The 19237-nt window shown below is 55.6% G+C and carries 27 protein-coding genes; 25 read left to right on the top strand and 2 right to left on the bottom strand.

Features of this window, described 5'->3' with window-relative positions:
* Positions 1-86: 86 nt before the first annotated feature.
* Both GO013_RS16160 and GO013_RS16155 read right to left on the bottom strand, forming a co-directional pair.
* Entirely contained in the window at positions 87-389 is a 303-nt protein-coding gene (locus GO013_RS16160) for a DNA-binding protein (RefSeq protein WP_163812975.1), read from the bottom strand.
* Positions 390-409: 20 nt separating this feature from the next.
* Positions 410-655 carry a DNA-binding protein gene (locus tag GO013_RS16155; RefSeq protein WP_163812973.1) on the bottom strand — a complete coding sequence of 82 codons (246 nt, stop codon included), beginning with the start codon at positions 653-655 and terminating at the stop codon, positions 410-412.
* Between the two features lie 114 nt (positions 656-769).
* Here GO013_RS16155 and GO013_RS16150 point away from each other — a divergent pair, with 114 nt between their 5' ends.
* From GO013_RS16150 to GO013_RS16030, 25 genes are all read left to right on the top strand, one after another.
* Positions 770-1117 (top strand): helix-turn-helix transcriptional regulator, encoded by a 348-nt coding sequence (locus GO013_RS16150; protein ID WP_163812971.1) that lies wholly within the window; start codon positions 770-772, stop codon positions 1115-1117.
* 83 nt (positions 1118-1200) lie between these two features.
* Positions 1201-1653 carry a hypothetical protein gene (locus GO013_RS16145; RefSeq protein WP_163812969.1) on the top strand — a complete coding sequence of 151 codons (453 nt, stop codon included), beginning with the start codon at positions 1201-1203 and terminating at the stop codon, positions 1651-1653.
* A gap of 382 nt (positions 1654-2035) precedes the next feature.
* Positions 2036-2962 (top strand): hypothetical protein, encoded by a 927-nt coding sequence (locus tag GO013_RS16140; RefSeq protein ID WP_163812967.1) that lies wholly within the window; start codon positions 2036-2038, stop codon positions 2960-2962.
* Positions 2931-3446, top strand: coding sequence for a hypothetical protein (locus GO013_RS16135; RefSeq protein ID WP_163812965.1), 516 nt, complete (start codon positions 2931-2933; stop codon positions 3444-3446). Before GO013_RS16140 ends, GO013_RS16135 begins: the two co-directional genes overlap by 32 nt.
* Positions 3447-3627: 181 nt before the next feature.
* Positions 3628-3969 carry a putative holin gene (locus GO013_RS16130; RefSeq protein ID WP_203529682.1) on the top strand — a complete coding sequence of 114 codons (342 nt, stop codon included), beginning with the start codon at positions 3628-3630 and terminating at the stop codon, positions 3967-3969.
* A 1-nt stretch (position 3970) separates the two neighbouring features.
* The gene (locus GO013_RS16125; protein ID WP_163812964.1) at positions 3971-4606 is read left to right on the top strand and encodes a transglycosylase SLT domain-containing protein; all 636 of its coding nucleotides are present in this window, start codon (positions 3971-3973) and stop codon (positions 4604-4606) included.
* Positions 4603-5244, top strand: coding sequence for a hypothetical protein (locus tag GO013_RS16120; protein WP_163812961.1), 642 nt, complete (start codon positions 4603-4605; stop codon positions 5242-5244). Before GO013_RS16125 ends, GO013_RS16120 begins: the two co-directional genes overlap by 4 nt.
* Complete coding sequence (locus GO013_RS16115) at positions 5241-5570, top strand: hypothetical protein (RefSeq protein ID WP_163812931.1); 330 nt, start codon at positions 5241-5243, stop codon at positions 5568-5570. The genes GO013_RS16120 and GO013_RS16115 overlap by 4 nt, the downstream gene beginning before the upstream one ends.
* The gene (locus GO013_RS16110; protein WP_343219586.1) at positions 5563-5871 is read left to right on the top strand and encodes a hypothetical protein; all 309 of its coding nucleotides are present in this window, start codon (positions 5563-5565) and stop codon (positions 5869-5871) included. The genes GO013_RS16115 and GO013_RS16110 overlap by 8 nt, the downstream gene beginning before the upstream one ends.
* Before the next feature lie 2 nt (positions 5872-5873).
* Positions 5874-6395, top strand: a complete 522-nt coding sequence (locus GO013_RS16105; protein ID WP_163812960.1) for a DUF3486 family protein — start codon at positions 5874-5876, stop codon at positions 6393-6395.
* A complete protein-coding gene (locus tag GO013_RS16100; RefSeq protein WP_163812958.1) occupies positions 6392-8056 on the top strand; it encodes a hypothetical protein in 1665 nt (554 codons plus the stop codon). Before GO013_RS16105 ends, GO013_RS16100 begins: the two co-directional genes overlap by 4 nt.
* Positions 8056-9600 (top strand): DUF935 domain-containing protein, encoded by a 1545-nt coding sequence (locus GO013_RS16095; protein ID WP_239057924.1) that lies wholly within the window; start codon positions 8056-8058, stop codon positions 9598-9600. Before GO013_RS16100 ends, GO013_RS16095 begins: the two co-directional genes overlap by 1 nt.
* Positions 9601-9603: 3 nt before the next feature.
* On the top strand, positions 9604-10863 hold the full coding sequence (locus GO013_RS16090; protein WP_163812956.1) for a phage minor head protein: 1260 nt from the start codon (positions 9604-9606) through the stop codon (positions 10861-10863).
* Between the two features lie 406 nt (positions 10864-11269).
* Positions 11270-12361 (top strand): phage protease, encoded by a 1092-nt coding sequence (locus GO013_RS16085; protein ID WP_163812954.1) that lies wholly within the window; start codon positions 11270-11272, stop codon positions 12359-12361.
* The gene (locus GO013_RS16080) at positions 12362-12766 is read left to right on the top strand and encodes a hypothetical protein (RefSeq protein WP_163812952.1); all 405 of its coding nucleotides are present in this window, start codon (positions 12362-12364) and stop codon (positions 12764-12766) included.
* Positions 12767-12776: 10 nt separating this feature from the next.
* Complete coding sequence (locus GO013_RS16075; RefSeq protein ID WP_163812950.1) at positions 12777-13673, top strand: Mu-like prophage major head subunit gpT family protein; 897 nt, start codon at positions 12777-12779, stop codon at positions 13671-13673.
* 11 nt (positions 13674-13684) lie between these two features.
* Positions 13685-13987: an HI1506-related protein gene (locus GO013_RS16070; protein ID WP_163812948.1), complete on the top strand. Its 303-nt coding sequence runs from the start codon at positions 13685-13687 to the stop codon at positions 13985-13987.
* Complete coding sequence (locus GO013_RS16065; RefSeq protein WP_163812946.1) at positions 13987-14418, top strand: DUF1320 domain-containing protein; 432 nt, start codon at positions 13987-13989, stop codon at positions 14416-14418. The genes GO013_RS16070 and GO013_RS16065 overlap by 1 nt, the downstream gene beginning before the upstream one ends.
* Positions 14415-14891 (top strand): phage virion morphogenesis protein, encoded by a 477-nt coding sequence (locus GO013_RS16060; RefSeq protein ID WP_163812944.1) that lies wholly within the window; start codon positions 14415-14417, stop codon positions 14889-14891. Before GO013_RS16065 ends, GO013_RS16060 begins: the two co-directional genes overlap by 4 nt.
* A complete protein-coding gene (locus tag GO013_RS16055) occupies positions 14888-15445 on the top strand; it encodes a hypothetical protein (protein WP_163812942.1) in 558 nt (185 codons plus the stop codon). The genes GO013_RS16060 and GO013_RS16055 overlap by 4 nt, the downstream gene beginning before the upstream one ends.
* 12 nt (positions 15446-15457) lie before the next feature.
* On the top strand, positions 15458-15667 hold the full coding sequence (locus GO013_RS16050; protein WP_163812940.1) for a DUF2635 domain-containing protein: 210 nt from the start codon (positions 15458-15460) through the stop codon (positions 15665-15667).
* A 3-nt stretch (positions 15668-15670) separates the two neighbouring features.
* Positions 15671-17137: a phage tail sheath subtilisin-like domain-containing protein gene (locus GO013_RS16045; protein WP_163812938.1), complete on the top strand. Its 1467-nt coding sequence runs from the start codon at positions 15671-15673 to the stop codon at positions 17135-17137.
* 9 nt (positions 17138-17146) lie between these two features.
* Entirely contained in the window at positions 17147-17515 is a 369-nt protein-coding gene (locus tag GO013_RS16040; RefSeq protein WP_163812936.1) for a phage tail tube protein, read from the top strand.
* The gene (locus GO013_RS16035) at positions 17515-17892 is read left to right on the top strand and encodes a phage tail assembly protein (protein ID WP_163812934.1); all 378 of its coding nucleotides are present in this window, start codon (positions 17515-17517) and stop codon (positions 17890-17892) included. Before GO013_RS16040 ends, GO013_RS16035 begins: the two co-directional genes overlap by 1 nt.
* 111 nt (positions 17893-18003) lie before the next feature.
* Positions 18004-19237, top strand: a 1234-nt coding sequence (locus tag GO013_RS16030; RefSeq protein WP_163812932.1) for a phage tail tape measure protein, incomplete at its 3' end; no start/stop codon positions are given.

Below are 19237 nucleotides of genomic sequence, written 5' to 3'. Positions count from 1 at the left end.
CATTTGCACCATGCGCGTGTCTAATTTTGACCGTCGATTAGACATTGCATCCCTGTCCTGTGGTAGGTATAGAAAGGATCATGAGCTTATGCTCCGATGGCAGTGGCGAGTTCCTGATCATTCACGATCTCGCCATCCTTGAGGCCGAGGGTCACCGCGATCCTGTGCGTTTGGCCGCGCGTCGGGTTGCGCCGTTCGGCAAGAACATCGTAAACGAGATTAGGCGGGAAGGCGTTGGCTATCGCCCACTGAGAAATGGAGATGCCTTTGCGTTTGAATTCAGCCCGAACTTCTTCGGAGGTGCGAAGTATAGGTTGGAGGCCTTCTAAGCTTTCGGTTAAAGGAGTTTGTGAAAGCCTGTTGTCGAAAAATACATTGAATATGCACATAAGAAATTCCTTTTTTTGTTCTATGCATTCATCGCGGTTGCGGTCTGTTGACGGTTCGCAATCTTGCCGTGCTTCAATCCGAGAAGAACGGCGGCATTATGAGATTCGCCGCGAACGCCTTTTTTCCGACCATTAAGGAGGTCACTGACAGTGTTGGGATTCAGGCCGTGCTGGACGGCCCATCGAGCAATGGATAATCCCTGCTCATCCAGCTTTGCCCGTGCCTCATCCGGGGTAAGGAGTTGCTTGGAGGTCTTCTTGACCATGGTATAGTTCCTTTTTTTTGAGTTCGTTTAACGCGCTTTGGCGCGGTTCGTGTTTATTGATTGCTCTAAATTTAGAGCATTGTCAAGCTCGTTTTTTCGAGCAAAGGGATTCTTGTGCCTAATGAAACTGTTGGAGATCGGATAAGAACTATCCGAGGCGGAGTCTCCCAAAAGGAGTTCGCCGAAAAATATGGTCTTAATAGAAATACGTTGGCCCGCTATGAAAAGGGGGACAACGATCCGAGTGCGTCTTTTTTAAAGGCGTTGATTGAAGATTATGGATTAGATGCAAATTGGCTCCTCCTTGGCGGAGAGGAGCCTCCCCGACAGGAGTTGACGCCAAGGGAGGCGGCTCTGCTGGACAATTACAGGCACAGCCCCGAAGACGCACAACGTAATCTGGAAACGACGAGTGCTCTTCTCGCGCAACACAAGAAGAAAAACTTGAAGGATACAGGATAAGCGGCTCGGCGGACCGCTGCAATCAATTGCCGGGATGAGGGGTCGGCATAAACGATCAAATACATATCTTGTAGGATAAATCCATGATGAAGACGTTACAAAGCATTAGCGTCATAATTTTGCTGGTATTTTTTTTGACTGCCTGTAGCAACGGAAATGAACCCGTGTTCACTTTGACCTTGCCCGCCGACACGCCGCCGGAGACCGTGGAACTGCTCCGCAGGACCATGCCGAATATTGAAAAGCATTTCCCTGGGCTCATCAAATACTACTCCGAAATGGACTTTCTTAAGGTTCATCCTGCTTTTGAGGTTTATTTGAATAGTGGGGAACATCCCGAAATGATCTTCTTGGAATTTAAAGTTCGGGAAGACGCGAACCTTCCCCGCAAGCTGAGGCACTGCTATGGTCATCATATATTCATTTATATCGGGGTGGACGGAAAAATCATTGCCACAAACAAGCGCGCTGCGGTGTCTCTGTTGCAAGACAAACCGTTCGAGGAAGTAAACGAATTCCTTGAGATCAAACTATAACCGTTAGCAGACACCCCGTGGGACGATCTGCCGGAGGACACGACCGTCACTTGGCTAGAGTTTGTGGTGACCGACGACGGCGGCACAATCCCAAGTGAATATCGCGCTTGGGGGCACCACATAAGAATAGGTATTGCCGAGTCCGGCGAGGCCTTGATTTTGCAAAAGAGACAGGCAAAGTCTGTATTTTTAGATCGTCCATTCTCCGCATCGGGGGAGGACTTGGTTATGCAAATAAAATAAGGGGCCTTAATGTGAGAAGCCCCATTTTTTAGGTTAATGGTAAGCGATTAGGCGGACCGCTATATAATTGTGCCGGGGTGAGGGTCCTGTGCAGAATGATGGAAACTGTAACGTGCGTTACTGTTTTGGAGGACAAGGAATGGCTAAAGCTCAAAAAAAGCCAAAAACGCTACACTATCTCAAAGCCGATTTTGATGATTTAGATGGAAAGCAAAGTGAGACCCTTGAATCGTATTTACGAAAAGCATATGACGAGTTGCCGTATGTAGATCAACGCAAGGTAGAATTTGCTGGAAAAACATGGTTTGGGAATTGGTTTGACGAAGATCGTAAGGGATATTTCCTTTTTCAATTTTCTGCCGCCGTTTTAGGTGAAGATGCTACGGTCATTCCAACGGACGAGCTTTCGGTCGAAAAGATGGAATTGCGAACCGCGCAAGCCGCAGAAGGAAACGAATTTTCAGATGGGGATGTAATTTGTTGCGTCGTCAACAATGATATTTTTGTCTGTTGTTCTGTCCTTCGGGTGGAGGCTATCCCCGCGTACCTGTTGGCGCTCTTTACTGAGGCGCAACTGGACGAGCACGTTGCGAGTCTGCAAATCAACCGTCCTGCCAATTTTGAAAAAATTAAAGTGATCAAGGAGTCAGGGGTACATTCTATCCGTCTGGATGCGGCTCTTGACTCTCCAGCCTTTGACCGTCTTGATCGTGTCAAGAAAAAGGGCTTGCTACGGACAATGATTGCCGACTTGACCCAAAGAGACAAAAAATTGGTAGAGGCAATGCGCGCCTCCAGAGGGCAGGTTAAGCTGCAAATTTCGATTCCTAAAAAAGGAGACGTGACCCAAACCAATTGGGCAAATGATGTAGCTGAGGAAATCCTTGATGGCGAAGACGGATACAGGATAGAAACAAACGATGGTAAAATCATCACGCAAAAGGATATTACCATCTCCAAAAAGGAAAGGCTTGAGCCGTTCGGCAAAAGCGTGTTCCGAACGGAAGCCGTCAATAAACTCGTGGAGTTCAAGAATGAAATTCTCAACCCGCAAAGGCGTTGGTGAAAACGAAAGGTTTACACCAATCTATTTAATAGCTGTCGGCGTCGCGCTCCTATTGAGCGCCGCCGTAGCGTGGGCAATTCCTTTTTTCATTCAGCAACTTGACGAAATCTTAAGGGTCGCCATCAAGATTTTTCCAATTTTTATAGGATTTTCTGTGTCGATGATCGCGCTTGTTGGTAGTCTAGATTCAACAGTTGCCTCTTTTTCCTGGGAACAAGTGCAAGCATATCAGGACACTTTTGAATCGAAAATGCGTCGACAAGCCGCCATCTGTCTATGTTATGCGTTGGCTTTGGGGCTTGCCTTGATTCTTGTCGCATTGGGCAAAGCTCATGTAGGTTACAATTGGCTCGCCCGAGGCTTTGTCTTTGTGTCCTCGTTTAGCTTGCTCATATCTTTTACTATTCCCATTAGTTTATACAAACTACACTGCGAGAAGTATGAGCTTCTTTTAGAAAGTAAAGGCGCGCCCCGTATTGATTAATGAAGGCCACCCAACGGGGTGGCCTTTTTCTTTACCTCACCCGATTTAGTAACGCCCGTTACAATACACATTCCGACAAACCACCTACGGTTGCCTCTCTTGCTCCTTCTAAAGGAGGCGGTCCGGTGGTTTGCTGATTTCTGACCGGGCCGTCTCCGTAAACTTCAAGCGGAGGCCCGTTGTGAAATTGCCCCGAATGTCCCTGACAACTGTTCTTGCCGTCGCCCTGGTCGCGGCGGTGGCCCTGATCTCCCCGCAGCAACTCGGCGTCATCGTCTACAAGGTCGCCCTGGTCGTGCTGGCCGGTGTGGCTGGCTACGGCCTCGACCGTGCGCTGTTCCCGTATGCCCGTCCTCACAAGTTCGACATCCAGGAACTTCTCTTTGAGGAGACAGTGAATAAGGTTCGGGCGGACGAAATCCAGATCAGTTCAATCTTTGATTGGGTTCCCTTTGTCGCCGCCCAGCTCCGGCGCGCCGCCATCGTGTGCGCCGCCATGCTCGCCGTGGGGCTGGGGCTGTAATATGTTTCGTCGTCACTTTGATCTGTGGCTGGCGGCCATCGTGGCCTTGGCCGCATTGCTCTGCTGGGCGTCCACGGCCCGTGCCCTGGACATCCCTGACCGAGCTTACAAATTCCGCTCGACATTGATCCGCTGCGCCCGCGTGGAATGGGGGCTGGCCGCTCCCGTTGCCACGTTCGCCGCGCAGCTTCATCAAGAAAGTCTTTGGCGCGCTGATGCAGAATCCCCTGTGGGTGCCGGTGGCCTGGCGCAGTTCATGCCCCCCACGGCCAATTGGCTGCCCGAGGTGGCCCCGCAGGTCGGTAAGGCCGATCCGTTCAATCCGGGCTGGGCGTTGCGCGCCCTGACCGCCTATGACCTGTGGCTCTGGAAACGCATTCAAGCAGCCACGGGCTGTGACCGTATGGCCATGACCCTGTCCGCCTATAACGGCGGCCTGGGCTGGCTTCGTCGCGACGTCCGTCTGGCTGAACGCAACGGCCTCGATCCCCTCCACTGGTGGGACCATGTAGAGACGGTCAACGCTGGCCGTGCTCCCTGGGCCATCCGCGAGAACCGAGGTTATCCCCGCCGCATCCTGCTCACTCTGGAACCTCTGTATGAGGCTGCCGGGTGGGGCAAAGGAGTATGTCCATGATTTTCAACGCAATGGCATTGGCCGGTGGCGGCTGGAAAAAGCTCGCCCTGGGCCTGGGTGTCGTCATCCTCATGGCCGTGCTTGTGGCCCTGGCCGCATGGCGCGGGTATCGGGCCGGATACGCTGCCGTTGATCTGAAGCGGCAAGCCGAGGTGTCCGCGATCCACGCGAGTCATTCCCAGGCGCTGGCGACTGCGGAAGCAACGGCCCGTCAACGGCTGGAGACCGCCACGGCCCACGCCCACAAAATAGAACGCCAGTATTTGGCCGCCAAGAAAACTATTGCCAAACAATCCAAAGAATTGACCAACCAAAGGATCGCCCATGCGAGTCAAGATGTTGATACTGCTGATGGCACTTGCCGTTTTGGCCCTGAGTGGGTGTGCGCATACAACGCCGCCCTTGGTACCGGTAACAGTTGTGACACCCTGTCCCGAACCGCCGCCGGGACTGTTGGAAAAAACGGAACAGCCCAAGCCGTTGACGCCGGGATACTTCAAGGAGGCCCGGCTGTGACCCCCGAAGATATTTTGGCCCATGCCCGAGACTACGGGCAATGGGCTCGTGCTACGCAGGCACGGTGCAACGCTCTCATTGATTGGGCTGCCGGACTCCGAGCAAAAGAGGCCCGACCATGAGCGTAGAGACCTCTGTCGTATCCTTTCCCGTGTGGCAGTTGACCAGCATGGCCATAACCGTGCTGCTTGCCTTTTTCGGTTTTGTCTTCACCATCTGGAAAACCGTCACCGCTCTTCGTGATCGTGACGCTAAGGACGCCAAGAAAAGCGCGGCCGAAGCAGTGGCCAAGGCCAACGAAAACGAAAAAAGCATCCTCGGTCTTCGTGCTGAATTGCCCATCGAATATGTCCGGCGCGAGGACTGGATTCGTAACCAGACCATCATCGAGGCCAAGCTGGACGGGCTGGCCGACAAACTAGACAACCAGGGAGGCTGCCGTGGTTGATCCCGCACGCGTCCGGCGCGAACACATGCGCTGGGTACTCATTCTCACTCTGAATAACGCCCGCCCCATGGGGTGCCATGACTCCGTTGCTTTGGCTACCATCCAGGGCGTCTACCCCGATGCAACCGAATTGGAAGTCCGCCGCGAGCTGGATTACCTGGCCGAACGGGAATTGATCGACCTGGACAAGAAACCGGACGGCCGCTGGATAGCCAAGCTCAACCGCCTTGGCGTTGATCTGGCCGAGTACACCATTGATTGCGAACCCGGCATCGCCCGGCCTGAAAAATACTGGTCGTAGCCATGCCGCGTCGCTCTGCCGTTGATATGCTCCCCAAAGAGGTCAAGGAATGGCTCGACCGCGCCCTGGCTGATGGGGGCTTTGCCGACTACCGTCTGCTGGCTGACGAACTCAAGGATCGTGGATTTGAGATTTCCAAATCCGCAGTCCATCGGTATGGCCAGAAGTTTGAAGATCGTCTGGCCTCTCTCAAAATGGTCACGGAACAATCCCGCGCCATCGTCATGGCCAACCCCGATGATGACAACGCCATCAATGAGGCGCTCCAGCGTCTCACCCAGGAAAAGATGTTTGATGTGCTGCTGACAATGGAAATCGACCCGGCCAAGGTGAATCTGGCCAGTTTGGCCAAATCCGTGGCCGAGTTGGGGCGTGCATCCGTCACCCAGAAAAAATACGCCGAGGAAGTCAGGCAGCGGGAACGCGAACGCGCCGCCGAGCTTGCCGATGAAATGGGCCGCGCCCAGGGCATGGGTGAAAAGGACGTCCGTTTCTGGCGTGAGAAGTTCCTGGGGGTCAAATGACCACACCCCAAGCCCTTGCCCCCACAGGCGATGTCCTGCGAGTCCTGTCATTTGACGAACTTCCGGCAAGCGTTCGTGAAATTCCTGATGACTTTGATCCTATGGCTGACGGCCTGCTCATGGCTCATCAGGTTGAATGGATCGCGGACGAATCCGACTTCAAGGTGGAAGAAAAAGGCAGACGAACAGGCATCACCTTTTCCGAGGCCCTGGATGATACCGTTACCGCCGCCTCCAAACGGGAGGCCGGTGGCGATAATGTTTTCTACATTGGAGACACCAAGGATAAAGGGCTTGAATTCGTCGGTTACTGCGCCAAACTTGCCAGAGTTATTGCCCAGGCCCAGGGCGAAGGATTGTCTGGAATCGAAGAGTTTATCTTTGAGGATCAGCAGAAAGACGGAAGCACCAAAAATATAACCGCCTACCGCATCCGTTTCGCTTCCGGCTTTCAGGTCGTAGCCCTTTCCAGCAGACCGGCGAACATTCGTGGCTTGCAAGGAATCGTGGTCATTGACGAGGCGGCTTTCCATGCCGATGTTCAGGCCGTTATCGAGGCCACCACGGCCCTGCTGATCTGGGGCGGCAAAATTCGCATTATCTCCACCCACAACGGCAAAAACAACGCATTCAACCAATTGGTCAAGGATGTACGAGCCGGAAAATATGGCAAGGGCGCGACCGTCCATACTCATACTTTCGACATGGCCGTGGCCAATGGCCTGTATGAGCGGGTGTGTCTGGTCAAGGGCTGGACTCCGACAGTAGAAGGCAAGAAAGACTGGTACGATCGTATCAGGCAGCGTTACGGCCCGAGGCTTGCCGCAATGAAGGAAGAACTGGACGCGGTCCCCAGAGATTCCGGTGGGCAGTCCATCCCCGGAATTTGGATTGAGGCCGCCATGCCGGAGACCCGGCCCGTACTGCGTCTTGTCCTTGATGATGCTTTTGTCGAAAAGCCGGATGGGCAGCGCCGGGAATGGGCTGAGAACTGGATTCGTCTTAATCTGGTGCCGCTTTTCAAGCTGCTTGATCCTACCAGGCAGCATGTCTTCGGCCAAGACTACGCCCGTCACCGCGATTTTTCCATCATTGCTCCCATGACCATCCGGCGAGATCTCATTGGAGACGTTCCTTTCCTCATTGAAATGAACAAGGTTCCGCACCGACAACAGGAGCAAGTCCTTTGGTCTCTTATCGATGCGCTTCCTCGTTTTTGCGGTGGGGCTATAGATGCTTCCGGCATGGGATCGGTGCCAGCCGAATACACGGCGGACAAATATGGTCACAATCGCATTCACCAGGTGACGCTTAATCAGGCTTGGTACAGAGAATGGATGCCAAAGTTTGTCGGAGCGTTTGAAGATGGCAGCATCATGGTTCCTCAGGACGCCGATCTGGAAAACGACCTCAGGGCCGTGGAAGATATCGACGGCGTTCCCAGAGTGCCGGAATACCGAGTACGCGATCTCAAAGACCCGGAACTCTTTCGTCATGGTGACGGCGCTATCACCCTGGCCTTGGCCTGGTATGCCCGTTCCGAACGCAATGAAGAATTCTTCGCCTACGAGGGCGTCTCCAAACACGCTCCTAATGAGGACCACGACAACTATGAAAGGCCCGTGCGGGTGACCGCCGGATTCAGCCGAGGAATTATCTGATGTCCAAGATGCCCATTTTGTATGACCACCGAGGTAAGCTCATCGTCAAATCCGAATTACGGCAGGAACATGCCGCACCATCCCTGACCGGCATTCGTTCCGTTTGGGACAGTGGCTCCATTGCCCAGGGCCTGACCCCGCAACGCCTTGCCCGTGTCCTCCGGGACGCGGCCGAGGGTGATGCCAGGGAATATCTGTTGCTGGCCGAGGAGATGGAAGAACGGGACATGCATTACGCCTCGGTCATGGGGACACGGAAACGTGCCGTGGCCGGGATCGACCCCACGGTCATTCCCGCCAGCGACGATAAAAAAGATATCGAGATAGCGGACGCTGTCCGGGCCTTGATCGAAGAGCCTGAATTTCCCGGTTTGATCACCGACCTCTTGGATGGTCTGGGCAAAGGGTATTCTGCCTGTGAAATCATGTGGGAACTGTCCGACTCCAAATGGACGCCCAGAGAATACATTTGGCGCGATCCCCGCTTTTTCGTCTTTGATCGTGATTCCGGACAAAAGCTCCGTCTTCTGGAAGATGGAGCCACATTCGAGGGGGTACCGCTCCCGCCATTCAAGTTTATTGTCCACATGCCGCACCTGAAATCGGGCATTCCCATCCGCTCCGGTATTGCTCGGCTGGCTGCGGTTAGTTGGATGTGCAAGGCGTATTCTTTGGCCGATTGGATGGCCTTTGCCGAAGTATTTGGTATGCCGCTGCGTCTGGGCCGATACGGTCAGGACGCTACGGACAGAGATAAGGATATCCTTAAGATGGCCGTGGCGAACCTGGGTACTGATGCGGCCGCGATCCTGCCCGATTCGATGCGCATCGAATTTATTGAAGCGGCAAAGTCAGCAGGTGGTCCGGAGTTGTTCCCGCGCCTTGCCGAGTTCCTTGATCGTCAGATTTCAAAGGGCGTCCTGGGTCAAACCATGACCACGGATGACGGCAGTTCTCAAGCCCAGGCTAACGTGCATAACGATGTACGACTCGATATTAAGAACGATGACGGCCGACAGGTTGGGGCCACGGTCAACCGCGACCTGGTCAAGCCGTTTGTGGACCTCAATTATGGGGTTCAAGCTCGATACCCGCGTGTCAAGATCAAGGAAGAAGAACCCGAAGATATCAAAGCTTTGGCCGATGTGCTTGCCAAGGTGGTACCGCTCGGCAATATCGGCATCGAGGCTCGGGCGGTCCGTGAAAGGCTCGGCTTTCCAAACCCGACCGAAGGGGCGGAGTTGATCGGAACCGTTCCGACTTCGGCACCGGCCATCAACCGCGCCATCAATCGGGCCGGAACAAGCCGAATCGACCCGGACGCCGAGTTGAATCAACTTGCTCAGGAGGTCATGGACGAGTGGGAGGAAATTCTCGACCCGATGGTCAATCCCGTACAGGCATTGGCTGATCGATGCGCTGATTTTGAGGAGTTTCAACGAGGCCTGAGTGATTTGGTTTTGTCCATGGATGATGAACGATTCATTCAGTCCCTTGCAGCGGCCAGCTTCAAGGCGCGTGGCTTGGGCGACGTCGAGGGCTAGACCATGGCAGGAAAGTTCGTAAGGCGTCCTCCCAAGGAATCCCTGGAATGGTTTCGCGCCAAAGGCATGAAGCCGGGGTTTGATCACCGCGATGTCTGGCGCGAGGAACACGCCACCGCATTTACCGTGGCCAAGGCCACCAAGATGGATATTCTGAAAGACATCCGCTCCGAGGTGGATCGCGCTTTGGCCGAGGGACGGACCTTCCGCGACTTCGCCAAAGATTTGAAACCCACACTCCAAAAAAAAGGATGGTGGGGCGAGAAGGAAATGGTTGATCCTCTGACCGGGAAAAGGCGCACGGTGCAGCTCGGCAGTACGCGACGCCTCAAGATTATTTATGAGACCAACATGCGCACGGCCAGAAGCGCCGGGCAATGGGAGCGCATTCAACGCACCAAGTCCGGCCTGCCGTATCTCTTATATCAACTCGGCCCGTCCAGGGAACACAGGCCAGAGCATGTTTCCTTTCACGGTCTGTTGTTGCCGGTGGATGATTCCTTCTGGGCAACTCACATGACGCCCAACGGCTGGGGCTGCAAGTGCCATGTCCGGCAGGTCTCCAAGGCTGAATACGACCGGCTGAAACGCGACGGGGTTCGAGCCCCTAATCCGGAGCAGGTCGTCAACCCGGAAACAGGTTTGCCGACCGGACACCGGGCTCCGTCGAGCGTGCCGGTGCGGACCAAGGCTCCCGCCATCCAAACGCGCGAGTGGATCAACAAGCGCACCGGCGAGGTGCATCAGGTGCCCGTCGGCATTGATCCGGGTTGGAATTACAACCCCGGACAAACGGGACGCCTCAACAAATCCCTTGAGCTTGCCGGTGACAAGATGGCCATGGCTGGCGGCGAGGCCAGTGTCATATCCAAAAAGTTCGTATCTGAAACTCTGGGAACCTGGGCCGAATCACCAAAGGCCAATTTCCCTATCGCGGTCATGAGCGAGGCAGACGCCGCACGGATCGGAGGCGGGACGCGGCTGGTTCAGTTCTCGCCGGAGACCTTGGAAAAACAACTCAAGCGACACCCGGAACTGGCTTTCGAGGAATACACCTTTGTCCAGGACGCGATTGATTATGGCGAGACGATTCAGGACGGCGCACGGACTTTGGTCTATCTGCTTGAAGAAGAGGGCTATGTCTCAGTGGTCAAGGCCACCAAGTCTGGTAAGGCTCTGTTCATGACATCCTTCCGGCGCTTGTCGTCTGACGTGGGCAAGCGGGATCGGGAGATTATCCGTCTGCGTAAAAAGCAAAAGTAAAACCCCTCGCCGAGGCAAGGGGTTTTACTTCGCTGGCTGGCAGGGCCTCCCATCCGGTTAAACCGGAAACCCTGCATAGCACTCCGGTGCAAGCACCGTGTTACGGCCGGGAGAATCATCACCGTGTCGCAACCAGCTTAAAATCATAATACGCATTCACGGTGGCCACGTCAAACCGAAGGCGCAAAATTTGCTCTACAACGCACTTTGCCCCTCTGCGGTGTCCCATCTATAGAATTTCTAGAGAAAATGCGTACACGGGCGTTCATGAATCGTTTTGAACGCCGTTGATCGCTTGCGTCCGCCAACGTTTTGTCACCCCCTCGACCATCCCCATCTGCAAGCCCTGTCGATTTAGTAACGTCTGTTACAGGACTTGCTCCTGTCCGCCTGCCATGCTGCCGCCATGAAACATCTTCTCTTAGCCCTCAATGTCGAGCTGACCTCTGACGTTCCCGAATGGATCGAATTGATTCCCGCTGGCCCCATGGTCAAGGGACGCGACGGGCGGGAATGGAAATTTGGTAGTTATGAAATGTTCCATGTCCTGAATCAGTTCCAGACTTTTGATCTGGATGTGGTCATCGATCGCGAACACGCCACCGAAATCAAAGGGGTGGCTGGCGAAGAAGCTCCGGCCGCTGGATGGATCAAGGAGCTGGAAGACAGGAACGGTGCCTTGTGGGGTCGAGTTGAATGGACGCCTCGCGCCCGTACCCAAATTGAGAATCGCGAATATCGCTACCTCTCTCCCGTTTTTTCCCACACCAAGTCCGACCGCGCGATCCGTGTCCTGGAGTCCGCAGGTCTGACCAATAAACCCAACCTTCGCCTGACCGCGTTGAATCGGCAGGCGGCAAACATGGAGGAAGACACCATGAAAAAGGCATTATGCCGTCTGCTCGGATTGCCGGAAACGGCATCCGATCAGGAGATTCAAAACGCTGTTTCCAAACTCAAGGGAGATTTGGATACGGCAACCAACCGGGCCATGCCCGAAGAATTGCTTTCCATTCTCGGCCTGGAAAAGGACGCCGAAACGAACAAGGTGGTTGACCAGGTCAAAATCATGGCCGGTGATGACAAGGCCTTGAACACAGCCCAGGGCATCGGTGCTTCCCTCGATCTGACCAAGTACGTGCTCCGATCGGATTACGATCTGGCTATCAACCGCGCTGAAACGGCCGAGTCCGAGGTCAAGGAACAACGCGAGGCCGACCTCGAAGGAAAGATCGAGACCGCCGTCAATTCGGCCATCAAGAACGGAAAAATCGCTCCGGCCAGCAAGGACTTCTATGTGGCCATGTGCCGCAAGGAAGGGGGCCTGGATGAATTCCGGAAGTTTGCCGATTCCGCGCCCCAGGTCATCGAAGACCCCAAGCTGCCCAATGAACCTGAATCCGGTAACGGTTCTCTGTCCGATGACCAGAAAGCCATGTGCCGCAACCTTGGCATTTCCGAAGAGGATTTCGTCAAGTCCCTCAAGGAGGACAAGTAAATGTCCCTGACCGCAGACCGTAATACCAACATGCGTGACGGTGAACTTTTCAAGTTCCCGGTCGCTGCCGCCGTGATCATTTTTGCTGGTTCCATGGTTGCCCTGAACGCCGACGGCAATCTTGTTCCGGCCACGGCCACGGCCGCGCTCGAGATCGTGGGCCGCGCCGAAGAAGCCGTCGACAACCGTAACGGCGTAGCCGGTGACTTGGATTGCGAAACCCGTCGCGGCTGCTTTTGCTACGCCAACAGTTCCGGCGGTGATGAGATCACGCGCGCGGACATTAACGCCACCGCTTATGTGGTGGACGATGAAACCTTGGCCAAAACCGATGGCACCGGCTCCCGTCCGGCTGCCGGAACCATCATGGACGTGGATGATCTCGGCGTCTGGGTAAAAATCTAGGAGACTCGACATGATTATTAATCATGGGACTCTGAATGCCCTGTTCACGGGCTTCAAGACCATATTTAACAAGGCATTCGAAGGGACGCCCAGCGATTGGAAAAAACTGGCCATGATCGTGCCGTCCTCCACTTCTCAGGAAGTCTATGCATGGCTCGGTGCCACGACCGGCTTTCGCGAATGGCTCGGCGACCGCGTCATTCAGGCGCTCAAAAGCCACAAATTCACCATCGTCAACCGGACCTTTGAAAACACCGTTGGCGTTCCCAGGGAGGCCATCGAGGACGATCAGTTGGGCGTTTACAACCCGATGGTCGCCAATCTTGGCTATGATACCCAGACCTTTCCCGATTTGCTGATCTTCGGTCTGCTCAAGGACGGTTTCACCGGCCTTTGCTATGACGGCCAGCCTTTCTTTGATGCCGATCACCCCGTCTACGATCCCAAGACGAAAAAGGAAGTCAGCGTATCCAACGTCCAAGCCGGTTCCGAAGCTCCGTGGTTCCTGTTGGATGTTTCCCGGCCCGTAAAGCCGATCATCTTCCAGCAGCGCCGTAAGTTCGATTTCGTCTCCATGACTGACAAGAAAGACCGCAACGTCTTCATGCAGAAGGAATATGTCTACGGCGTGGATGGCAGATGCGAGGCCGGTTATGGCCTGTGGCAGATGGCCCATGGCTCCAAGGCCCCGCTGAACACGACCAACTACAAGGCCGCTCGTGCCGCGCTCATGTCCATGAAGGGCGACAATGGCAACCCGCTGGGCATTCGTCCCACATTGTTGGTCTGCGGTCCCGGCAACGAAGGTAGCGCCCTGGAAGTGCTCAAGGCAGAACGCGATGCCAATGGTGCCACCAACGTCTACCGCAACACCGCCGATCTGCTGGTCACTCCGTGGCTCGCGTAATGGAGGTTCCCATGAAGTTTATCGAAATCACCGCCAAACGCGACGGCTTCCGCCGATGCGGCATGCGCCATTCGACCAAGACCTCCCGGCACAAGGCCAATACGTTTACACCCGAAGACTTGGAGATTCTCAAGAACGAGCCCCAGCTCATCGTGGTGGAGACCAACGGCGAGGACGAAACGTCCGAAGCCGAGCCCAAGGCCGAGCCCAAGGCCGAGCCCAAGGCCGAGCCCAAGGCCGAGCCCAAGGCCGAGCCCAAGGCCGAGCCCAAGGCCGAGCCCAAGGCCGAGCCCAAGAACAAGGGTAAGAAGTAATGGCTTACGCCACCACTCAAGACATCATAGACCGGTACGGCGAGGATCAACTCCTGATCCTTGCCGACCGGGATGGTGACGGTCTCGCCGACGAACAGGTCACGGGCCGGGCTATTGCGGATGCCGATTCCGAAATCGATCTGCACCTGTCCAAGCTCTACGACTTACCGTTGGCGGCCGTCCCGTCCGTCTTGGTTCAGGTCGCCGTCGATATTGCCATTTACAGAATGTGCAACTCCGACGCCCTGGTCACCGAAGAAATCCGCCGCCGCTATGAGGATGCCCGGTCGATTTTGCGCCGGATCGCCAAGGGCGAAGTGCAGCTCGGTTTGCCCGAACTCGAAAAGTCCTCTGGCACGGCATCATCCCCGGCCATTGTCAACGGGCCGCCCCGTGTGTTTGGTCGCAAACGAGGCGGAGGGTTGCCATGAGTGTGGATATCCGCGTCTCGATGGACAGCCTGCACCGACTGGCTGACCGGATCGCTCAACTCGGCGATATGGACACCCGCCCGCTCATGGACGAGCTGGGCGCGGCCGTCGTCTCTCAGACGCAACGCCGGATTGATTCCGAAAAAGCAGGCCCGGACGGTACGCCCTGGGAACCTTGGTCCGAAAGCTATGCCAAAACGAGGCATCAAGGCCAAAGCCTCCTCCAGAGCTTCAACTACCTGTATGAATCCATTGAACACATCCTCGGCATATCCGGCGATCACGCCGAGGTCGGGTCCAATCTGGTCTATGCGGCTGCCCAGCAGTACGGCCTGGACATGAGCGTTATTGGCACCCGCCGCCGGATACAGATTCCGGCGCGTCCGTACCTCGGCATATCCACGGAAAACGAGGAAGACCTGGTTGCCCTGGTTGACGACTTCGTGGATCGCAAACTGCGGGAGTTGCAATGAGCCTGGAAACCCTGCGTACCGGCATTGTTGGCAGCATAGACGCTGTGACACCCGACAGCGTGACGTGTGATTCCCACGGCGGCCGCTTCGACGAAAAGGAGTTGCGGCGCATTTCAGCCAAAGCCCCGGCCGCATTCGTGGCCATGCTCGGTTTTAGCGACTTGAAGGCTTCGGGCGGCGATTATGAGGCCGTTGTAAGTTGGGGAATTTTCGTCGTGGCCAAGGATATTCCGAAGGTCTCCCGCGATCTGGTTGCATTGTCCGTTGTCGACGTACTGGCTCGGCACGTTGCCGGAAACACCTGGGGCATGGATGACGTTCTGGGTGTTCCTGTCGGCGTCCGTGCGGACAACCTTTTTGCCGCATCAATAGACAAGATCGGCGTGGCCATGTGGGCCGTCACCTGGCGGCAGCACATGCGGATTGGTCAAGCCATGCCCGATGATGTTTTGGCGACTCTTGATCTTTTTTCAACCTTTGACGCCAAGTTCCCGGTTGGGGCCGATGTTCCCACCGCCGAGGACAAGGTCAGCCTGCCCCAGGACGGGGCCTAGGAGGAAACAACCGTGGCCCAGAATACACTTTATCTGAAACCGGCAAAGGGACGCGTCGTGCGCGACCCGCGCGACGGCAAGGCCCTGCCCGAACACGGCAAGCCCGTTCTCGCCACAAGCTACTGGACCCGCCGACTGCGCGACGGCGATGTGGAAAAGACCACGGCCCAGGCCGTGAAAAAGGCCGAGGATGCATTGGCCAAAATCGCCAAGGAGGAATAGCCCATGGCTATCAGCTTCAATCAAATCCCGGAAAACCTGAGGGTGCCTCTGGTTTATATCGAGTTCGACAACTCCCGTGCGGTCAAGGGAACCCCGGCCATTGAGTACAAAATGCTCGTGCTCGGTCAGATGCTGGCCACTGGCTCCGCTGCCGAGGCCACCCCTGTTCGTGTGCTGAGTGCGGATCACGCCGTTGGTCTGTTCGGTCGCGGTTCCATGTTGACCGCCATGTTCAAGGGCATCAAGGAAGCCGACCGTTTCATGGAAACATGGTGCATCCCGCTCAAGGATGATGCCGCCGGAGTCGCCGCGACCGGCACCATTGATTTTACGGGGGCCGCCACCGGTACCGGCGTTCTCAATTGTTATATAGCCGGTCGAAAGGTCCGGGCGTCCGTCCCGGCGCTGGCCACATCCGCGGAAGCCGCCACGGCTTTGGCCGATGCCATCAACGCCGATCTTGACCTTCCTGTCACGGCCACGGTCGCGACAGGAACCGTGACGTTGACCGCACGGAACAAGGGCGAATGCGGCAATGATATCGACATCCGTTTCAACTACTACACGGGCGAAGTTTATCCCGCCGGGTTGACGGTTTCCGTAACGGCAATGACCAACGGCGCGGCCAATCCCGACATAGCCGACGCCATTGCCGGATTCGGTGACGAATGGTGGAACGGTATTGTTTCTCCTTGGACCGACGGCAGCAACATGGTGGCTTTGGAAGCCGAGTTGCTGGACCGCTGGGGGCCGACAAACATGAAAGACGGCATCGCCTACACCGCCATTCGCGGCACCCATTCGGAATCCGCGACCTGGGGCGATGCTCGTAATGGTCATCTGGGAACCACGATGCCCACCGGTGCGTCTCCCACGCCGCCGTGGATATGGGCCGCCGTTTATGGCGTTGTCGCGTCCGGCTCTTTGTCCATTGATCCGGCCCGGCCGCTCCAGACGCTGGTTTTGCCGGGCATAATGCCCCCGACCCAGGGCGAGCGCTGGACCATGGAAGAACGCAACCTCCTGCTGTATGACGGCTTGTCCACCTTTACCGTCGACTCCGGCGGTCTTGTCCGCATCGAGCGCGCCATTACGACATATCAAAAGAATGCCTATGGCCTGCCCGACCCGAGCTATTTGGACGTCACCACACCGGCGACCCTCAGCTACATCCGGTATGCCACTCGCGCACGGATCACGCAGAAGTTTCCGCGGCATAAGCTGGCCGATGACGGAACCCGTTTCGGCCCTGGTCAGGCGATCGTCACCCCGTCCATCATTCGGGCGGAGTTGCTCGCCCTGTTCCGCGAGCTTGAAACAAAGGGACTGGTGGAGAATTTCGACCAGTACAAGAAGGAGCTGATCGTCGAGCGTGATGCTGACGATCGCAACCGCGTCAACGTCCTGAGTCCGCCTGATCTTATCAACCAGCTCCGCATCCTCGCCGAGCAGATTCAGTACATTCTGTAGGAGAAAACAATGTCCAACAATCCCAATCAAGTAACAGGCAAGGCGATCATTCGCTTTGACGGACGCGAGTACAAAACGGCCGATGATGCGTCTCTGCAACCAGGTGGCGTTAAACGCGAGCCGGTCAAGGGGGCTGGCAAGGTCCATGGTTTCACCGAAACCACAGTCGAGCCGGAAATGGAATGCACCATCTATCACACCAGGGAAACATCCCTGGCCGAAATTCAGGCCATCGACAACGCCACCGTGATCTTTGAAACGGATTCCGGTGCACGGTGGGTTCTGACCGGTGCCTTCGTGCTTGACCCCCTGAAGCTCAAGACCAAAGGCGGCGAATGCCCGGTCAAGATGTCCGCCATCACCTGCGAGGAGGATTAATGCCCCTCATTGAAACCATACCTCTGACAACGCCCGTCACGATCGGCAAAAATGAATGCCACGAAATCGTGTTGCGCGAGGCCACTGGCGGTGATGTCATCGAAGCCCAAGAAGAATCCGAAAAGCTGGTCATGACCGCTGACGGCCCCCAGCTCGTTGCCAGCCCCACGCTGGTCGGCATGGGTGTGTTACGCCGCCAGGTTGTCAAAATTGGTGACGTGGACGGCCCCGTTGATTTGGTCACGCTCAAGCGCCTGTCGGTCTATGACTTGAATCAGGTGCAACTCAAGGCCGACGCCATGGATGCGGCCACGGAAGCCGAAGCCCTGAAAGCTCGGACGGCGATGCGGGGGCGAACTGGCGAGCAGGACGGCTGACATTGAGCGGCTGGTCCTGCGTTTGGCCAGAATGACGGGATGGTCCGAAGCGGAACTGCACGGGCTGCCCCTTCGACGAATGATCAGATACTTTCAACACCTTGGGACATCATGAGCAACTTGCGAACATCCGTTATCCTGGATCTGGCGGGCAACCTTCAGAGTAAATCCAGGAGTTACTCCAACGCCATTACCAATATGGCCAAGCGTGGATCGCGCAGCATGCAGATGTTGCGTCGGTCCACACTGGCCGTCGGGCGTGGTCTTGATGCGATAGGCAATAAATACGTCACCGCCATTGGCGGCATGGGAGCGGCTTACAAGAGCTATCAGGAGATCAAGAAATCGGCCTCGCTGGACAAGAGTTTGATCCAGGTCAAACAAATGGCCGGATCAACAACCAAAGCAGCGGGCATTCTTCGCCGTGAGTTGCATCTCATGTCCATTCAGACCGGCAAGACCGTTGATGATTTGCTCATAGGCTTCAACAATTTGGTTCAGTCCGGTCTTAGTTGGGACGCAGCCCTCGCCACCATCTATAACGTCAATAGGGCGATGGGTGTCACAGACGCACAGTCAAAAGTCCTTTCCGGAGGACTGACGGTTGCCGCCAAGGCCTTTGATTTTGACCTGACAAAAGTGGAGGTCTCTGCCGATCTGCTTGATAAGATGACCGTGGCTGGACGCTTGGGCAATGCCGAGTTGGAGGATTTGGCAAGCATCGTTTCCCGCACTGGCATCAACGCGAAACGGGCTGGACTAGATTTTGATTCCTATCTTGGTTTCATTGAGCAGCTCTCTCAAAATGAATTGAATCCTGAGCGGCTCGCAACGTTGGCTGATTCCACTTTGCGTCTGTTTACCAACCAGAATTATCTTAATAAAGCAGAAAAGGTTACCAAGGTTAGTTTTTATGATGGCAATGACGAAAAAAGGGCTGTTTTTGACGTTCTCGACGACATTGCGGCCAAGTACAAGACATTAACCTCCGACCTCCAGCGAGACAGGTTCATCCAGGCTGCGTTCGGTGAAGCCGATCTCGACACCCGCAAGGGGCTTGCGACCTTGTTAGCCGGTGACGCTTTGACCAGTGCGCGGACCATGTCCGCCACCATCAAGGACGCTTCCGGCACACTCGCCAGAGACCTGCCCGAAGCTCTGGACAACTCGGTTGATCAAGTTGGACGTCTCAAAGCCGCTCTGGGCGAAGCCGCCGACGAATTTTGCCAACCCGTTAACGATGTGGCAAATTGTCAAACCAAACTTAACACCCCGGCAAGTCCCTGCTCCTCAATGATTTCCCAGGTTGTCCTGTATCCGAATTTCTTCCTTGGTCGATGGTTTA

This window comes from Pseudodesulfovibrio sp. JC047, from assembly GCF_010468615.1.
In the GTDB taxonomy this organism is placed as follows: domain Bacteria; phylum Desulfobacterota; class Desulfovibrionia; order Desulfovibrionales; family Desulfovibrionaceae; genus Pseudodesulfovibrio.
Note: the sequence above shows the minus strand (reverse complement) of the source record. Positions and strands in the feature narration are given on the sequence as shown.

Excerpts from the sequence above, each read along its gene's own strand:
- GO013_RS16160 (WP_163812975.1), bottom strand. The coding sequence starts at position 389 with ATGTGCATATTCAATGTATTTTTCGACAACAGGCTTTCACAAACTCCT.
- GO013_RS16155 (WP_163812973.1), bottom strand. The coding sequence starts at position 655 with ATGGTCAAGAAGACCTCCAAGCAACTCCTTACCCCGGATGAGGCACGG.
- GO013_RS16145 (WP_163812969.1), top strand. The coding sequence starts at position 1,201 with ATGATGAAGACGTTACAAAGCATTAGCGTCATAATTTTGCTGGTATTT.
- GO013_RS16140 (WP_163812967.1), top strand. The coding sequence starts at position 2,036 with ATGGCTAAAGCTCAAAAAAAGCCAAAAACGCTACACTATCTCAAAGCC.
- GO013_RS16135 (WP_163812965.1), top strand. The coding sequence starts at position 2,931 with ATGAAATTCTCAACCCGCAAAGGCGTTGGTGAAAACGAAAGGTTTACA.
- GO013_RS16125 (WP_163812964.1), top strand. The coding sequence starts at position 3,971 with ATGTTTCGTCGTCACTTTGATCTGTGGCTGGCGGCCATCGTGGCCTTG.
- GO013_RS16120 (WP_163812961.1), top strand. The coding sequence starts at position 4,603 with ATGATTTTCAACGCAATGGCATTGGCCGGTGGCGGCTGGAAAAAGCTC.
- GO013_RS16115 (WP_163812931.1), top strand. The coding sequence starts at position 5,241 with ATGAGCGTAGAGACCTCTGTCGTATCCTTTCCCGTGTGGCAGTTGACC.
- GO013_RS16105 (WP_163812960.1), top strand. The coding sequence starts at position 5,874 with ATGCCGCGTCGCTCTGCCGTTGATATGCTCCCCAAAGAGGTCAAGGAA.
- GO013_RS16100 (WP_163812958.1), top strand. The coding sequence starts at position 6,392 with ATGACCACACCCCAAGCCCTTGCCCCCACAGGCGATGTCCTGCGAGTC.
- GO013_RS16095 (WP_239057924.1), top strand. The coding sequence starts at position 8,056 with ATGTCCAAGATGCCCATTTTGTATGACCACCGAGGTAAGCTCATCGTC.
- GO013_RS16090 (WP_163812956.1), top strand. The coding sequence starts at position 9,604 with ATGGCAGGAAAGTTCGTAAGGCGTCCTCCCAAGGAATCCCTGGAATGG.
- GO013_RS16085 (WP_163812954.1), top strand. The coding sequence starts at position 11,270 with ATGAAACATCTTCTCTTAGCCCTCAATGTCGAGCTGACCTCTGACGTT.
- GO013_RS16080 (WP_163812952.1), top strand. The coding sequence starts at position 12,362 with ATGTCCCTGACCGCAGACCGTAATACCAACATGCGTGACGGTGAACTT.
- GO013_RS16075 (WP_163812950.1), top strand. The coding sequence starts at position 12,777 with ATGATTATTAATCATGGGACTCTGAATGCCCTGTTCACGGGCTTCAAG.
- GO013_RS16070 (WP_163812948.1), top strand. The coding sequence starts at position 13,685 with ATGAAGTTTATCGAAATCACCGCCAAACGCGACGGCTTCCGCCGATGC.
- GO013_RS16065 (WP_163812946.1), top strand. The coding sequence starts at position 13,987 with ATGGCTTACGCCACCACTCAAGACATCATAGACCGGTACGGCGAGGAT.
- GO013_RS16060 (WP_163812944.1), top strand. The coding sequence starts at position 14,415 with ATGAGTGTGGATATCCGCGTCTCGATGGACAGCCTGCACCGACTGGCT.
- GO013_RS16055 (WP_163812942.1), top strand. The coding sequence starts at position 14,888 with ATGAGCCTGGAAACCCTGCGTACCGGCATTGTTGGCAGCATAGACGCT.
- GO013_RS16045 (WP_163812938.1), top strand. The coding sequence starts at position 15,671 with ATGGCTATCAGCTTCAATCAAATCCCGGAAAACCTGAGGGTGCCTCTG.
- GO013_RS16040 (WP_163812936.1), top strand. The coding sequence starts at position 17,147 with ATGTCCAACAATCCCAATCAAGTAACAGGCAAGGCGATCATTCGCTTT.
- GO013_RS16035 (WP_163812934.1), top strand. The coding sequence starts at position 17,515 with ATGCCCCTCATTGAAACCATACCTCTGACAACGCCCGTCACGATCGGC.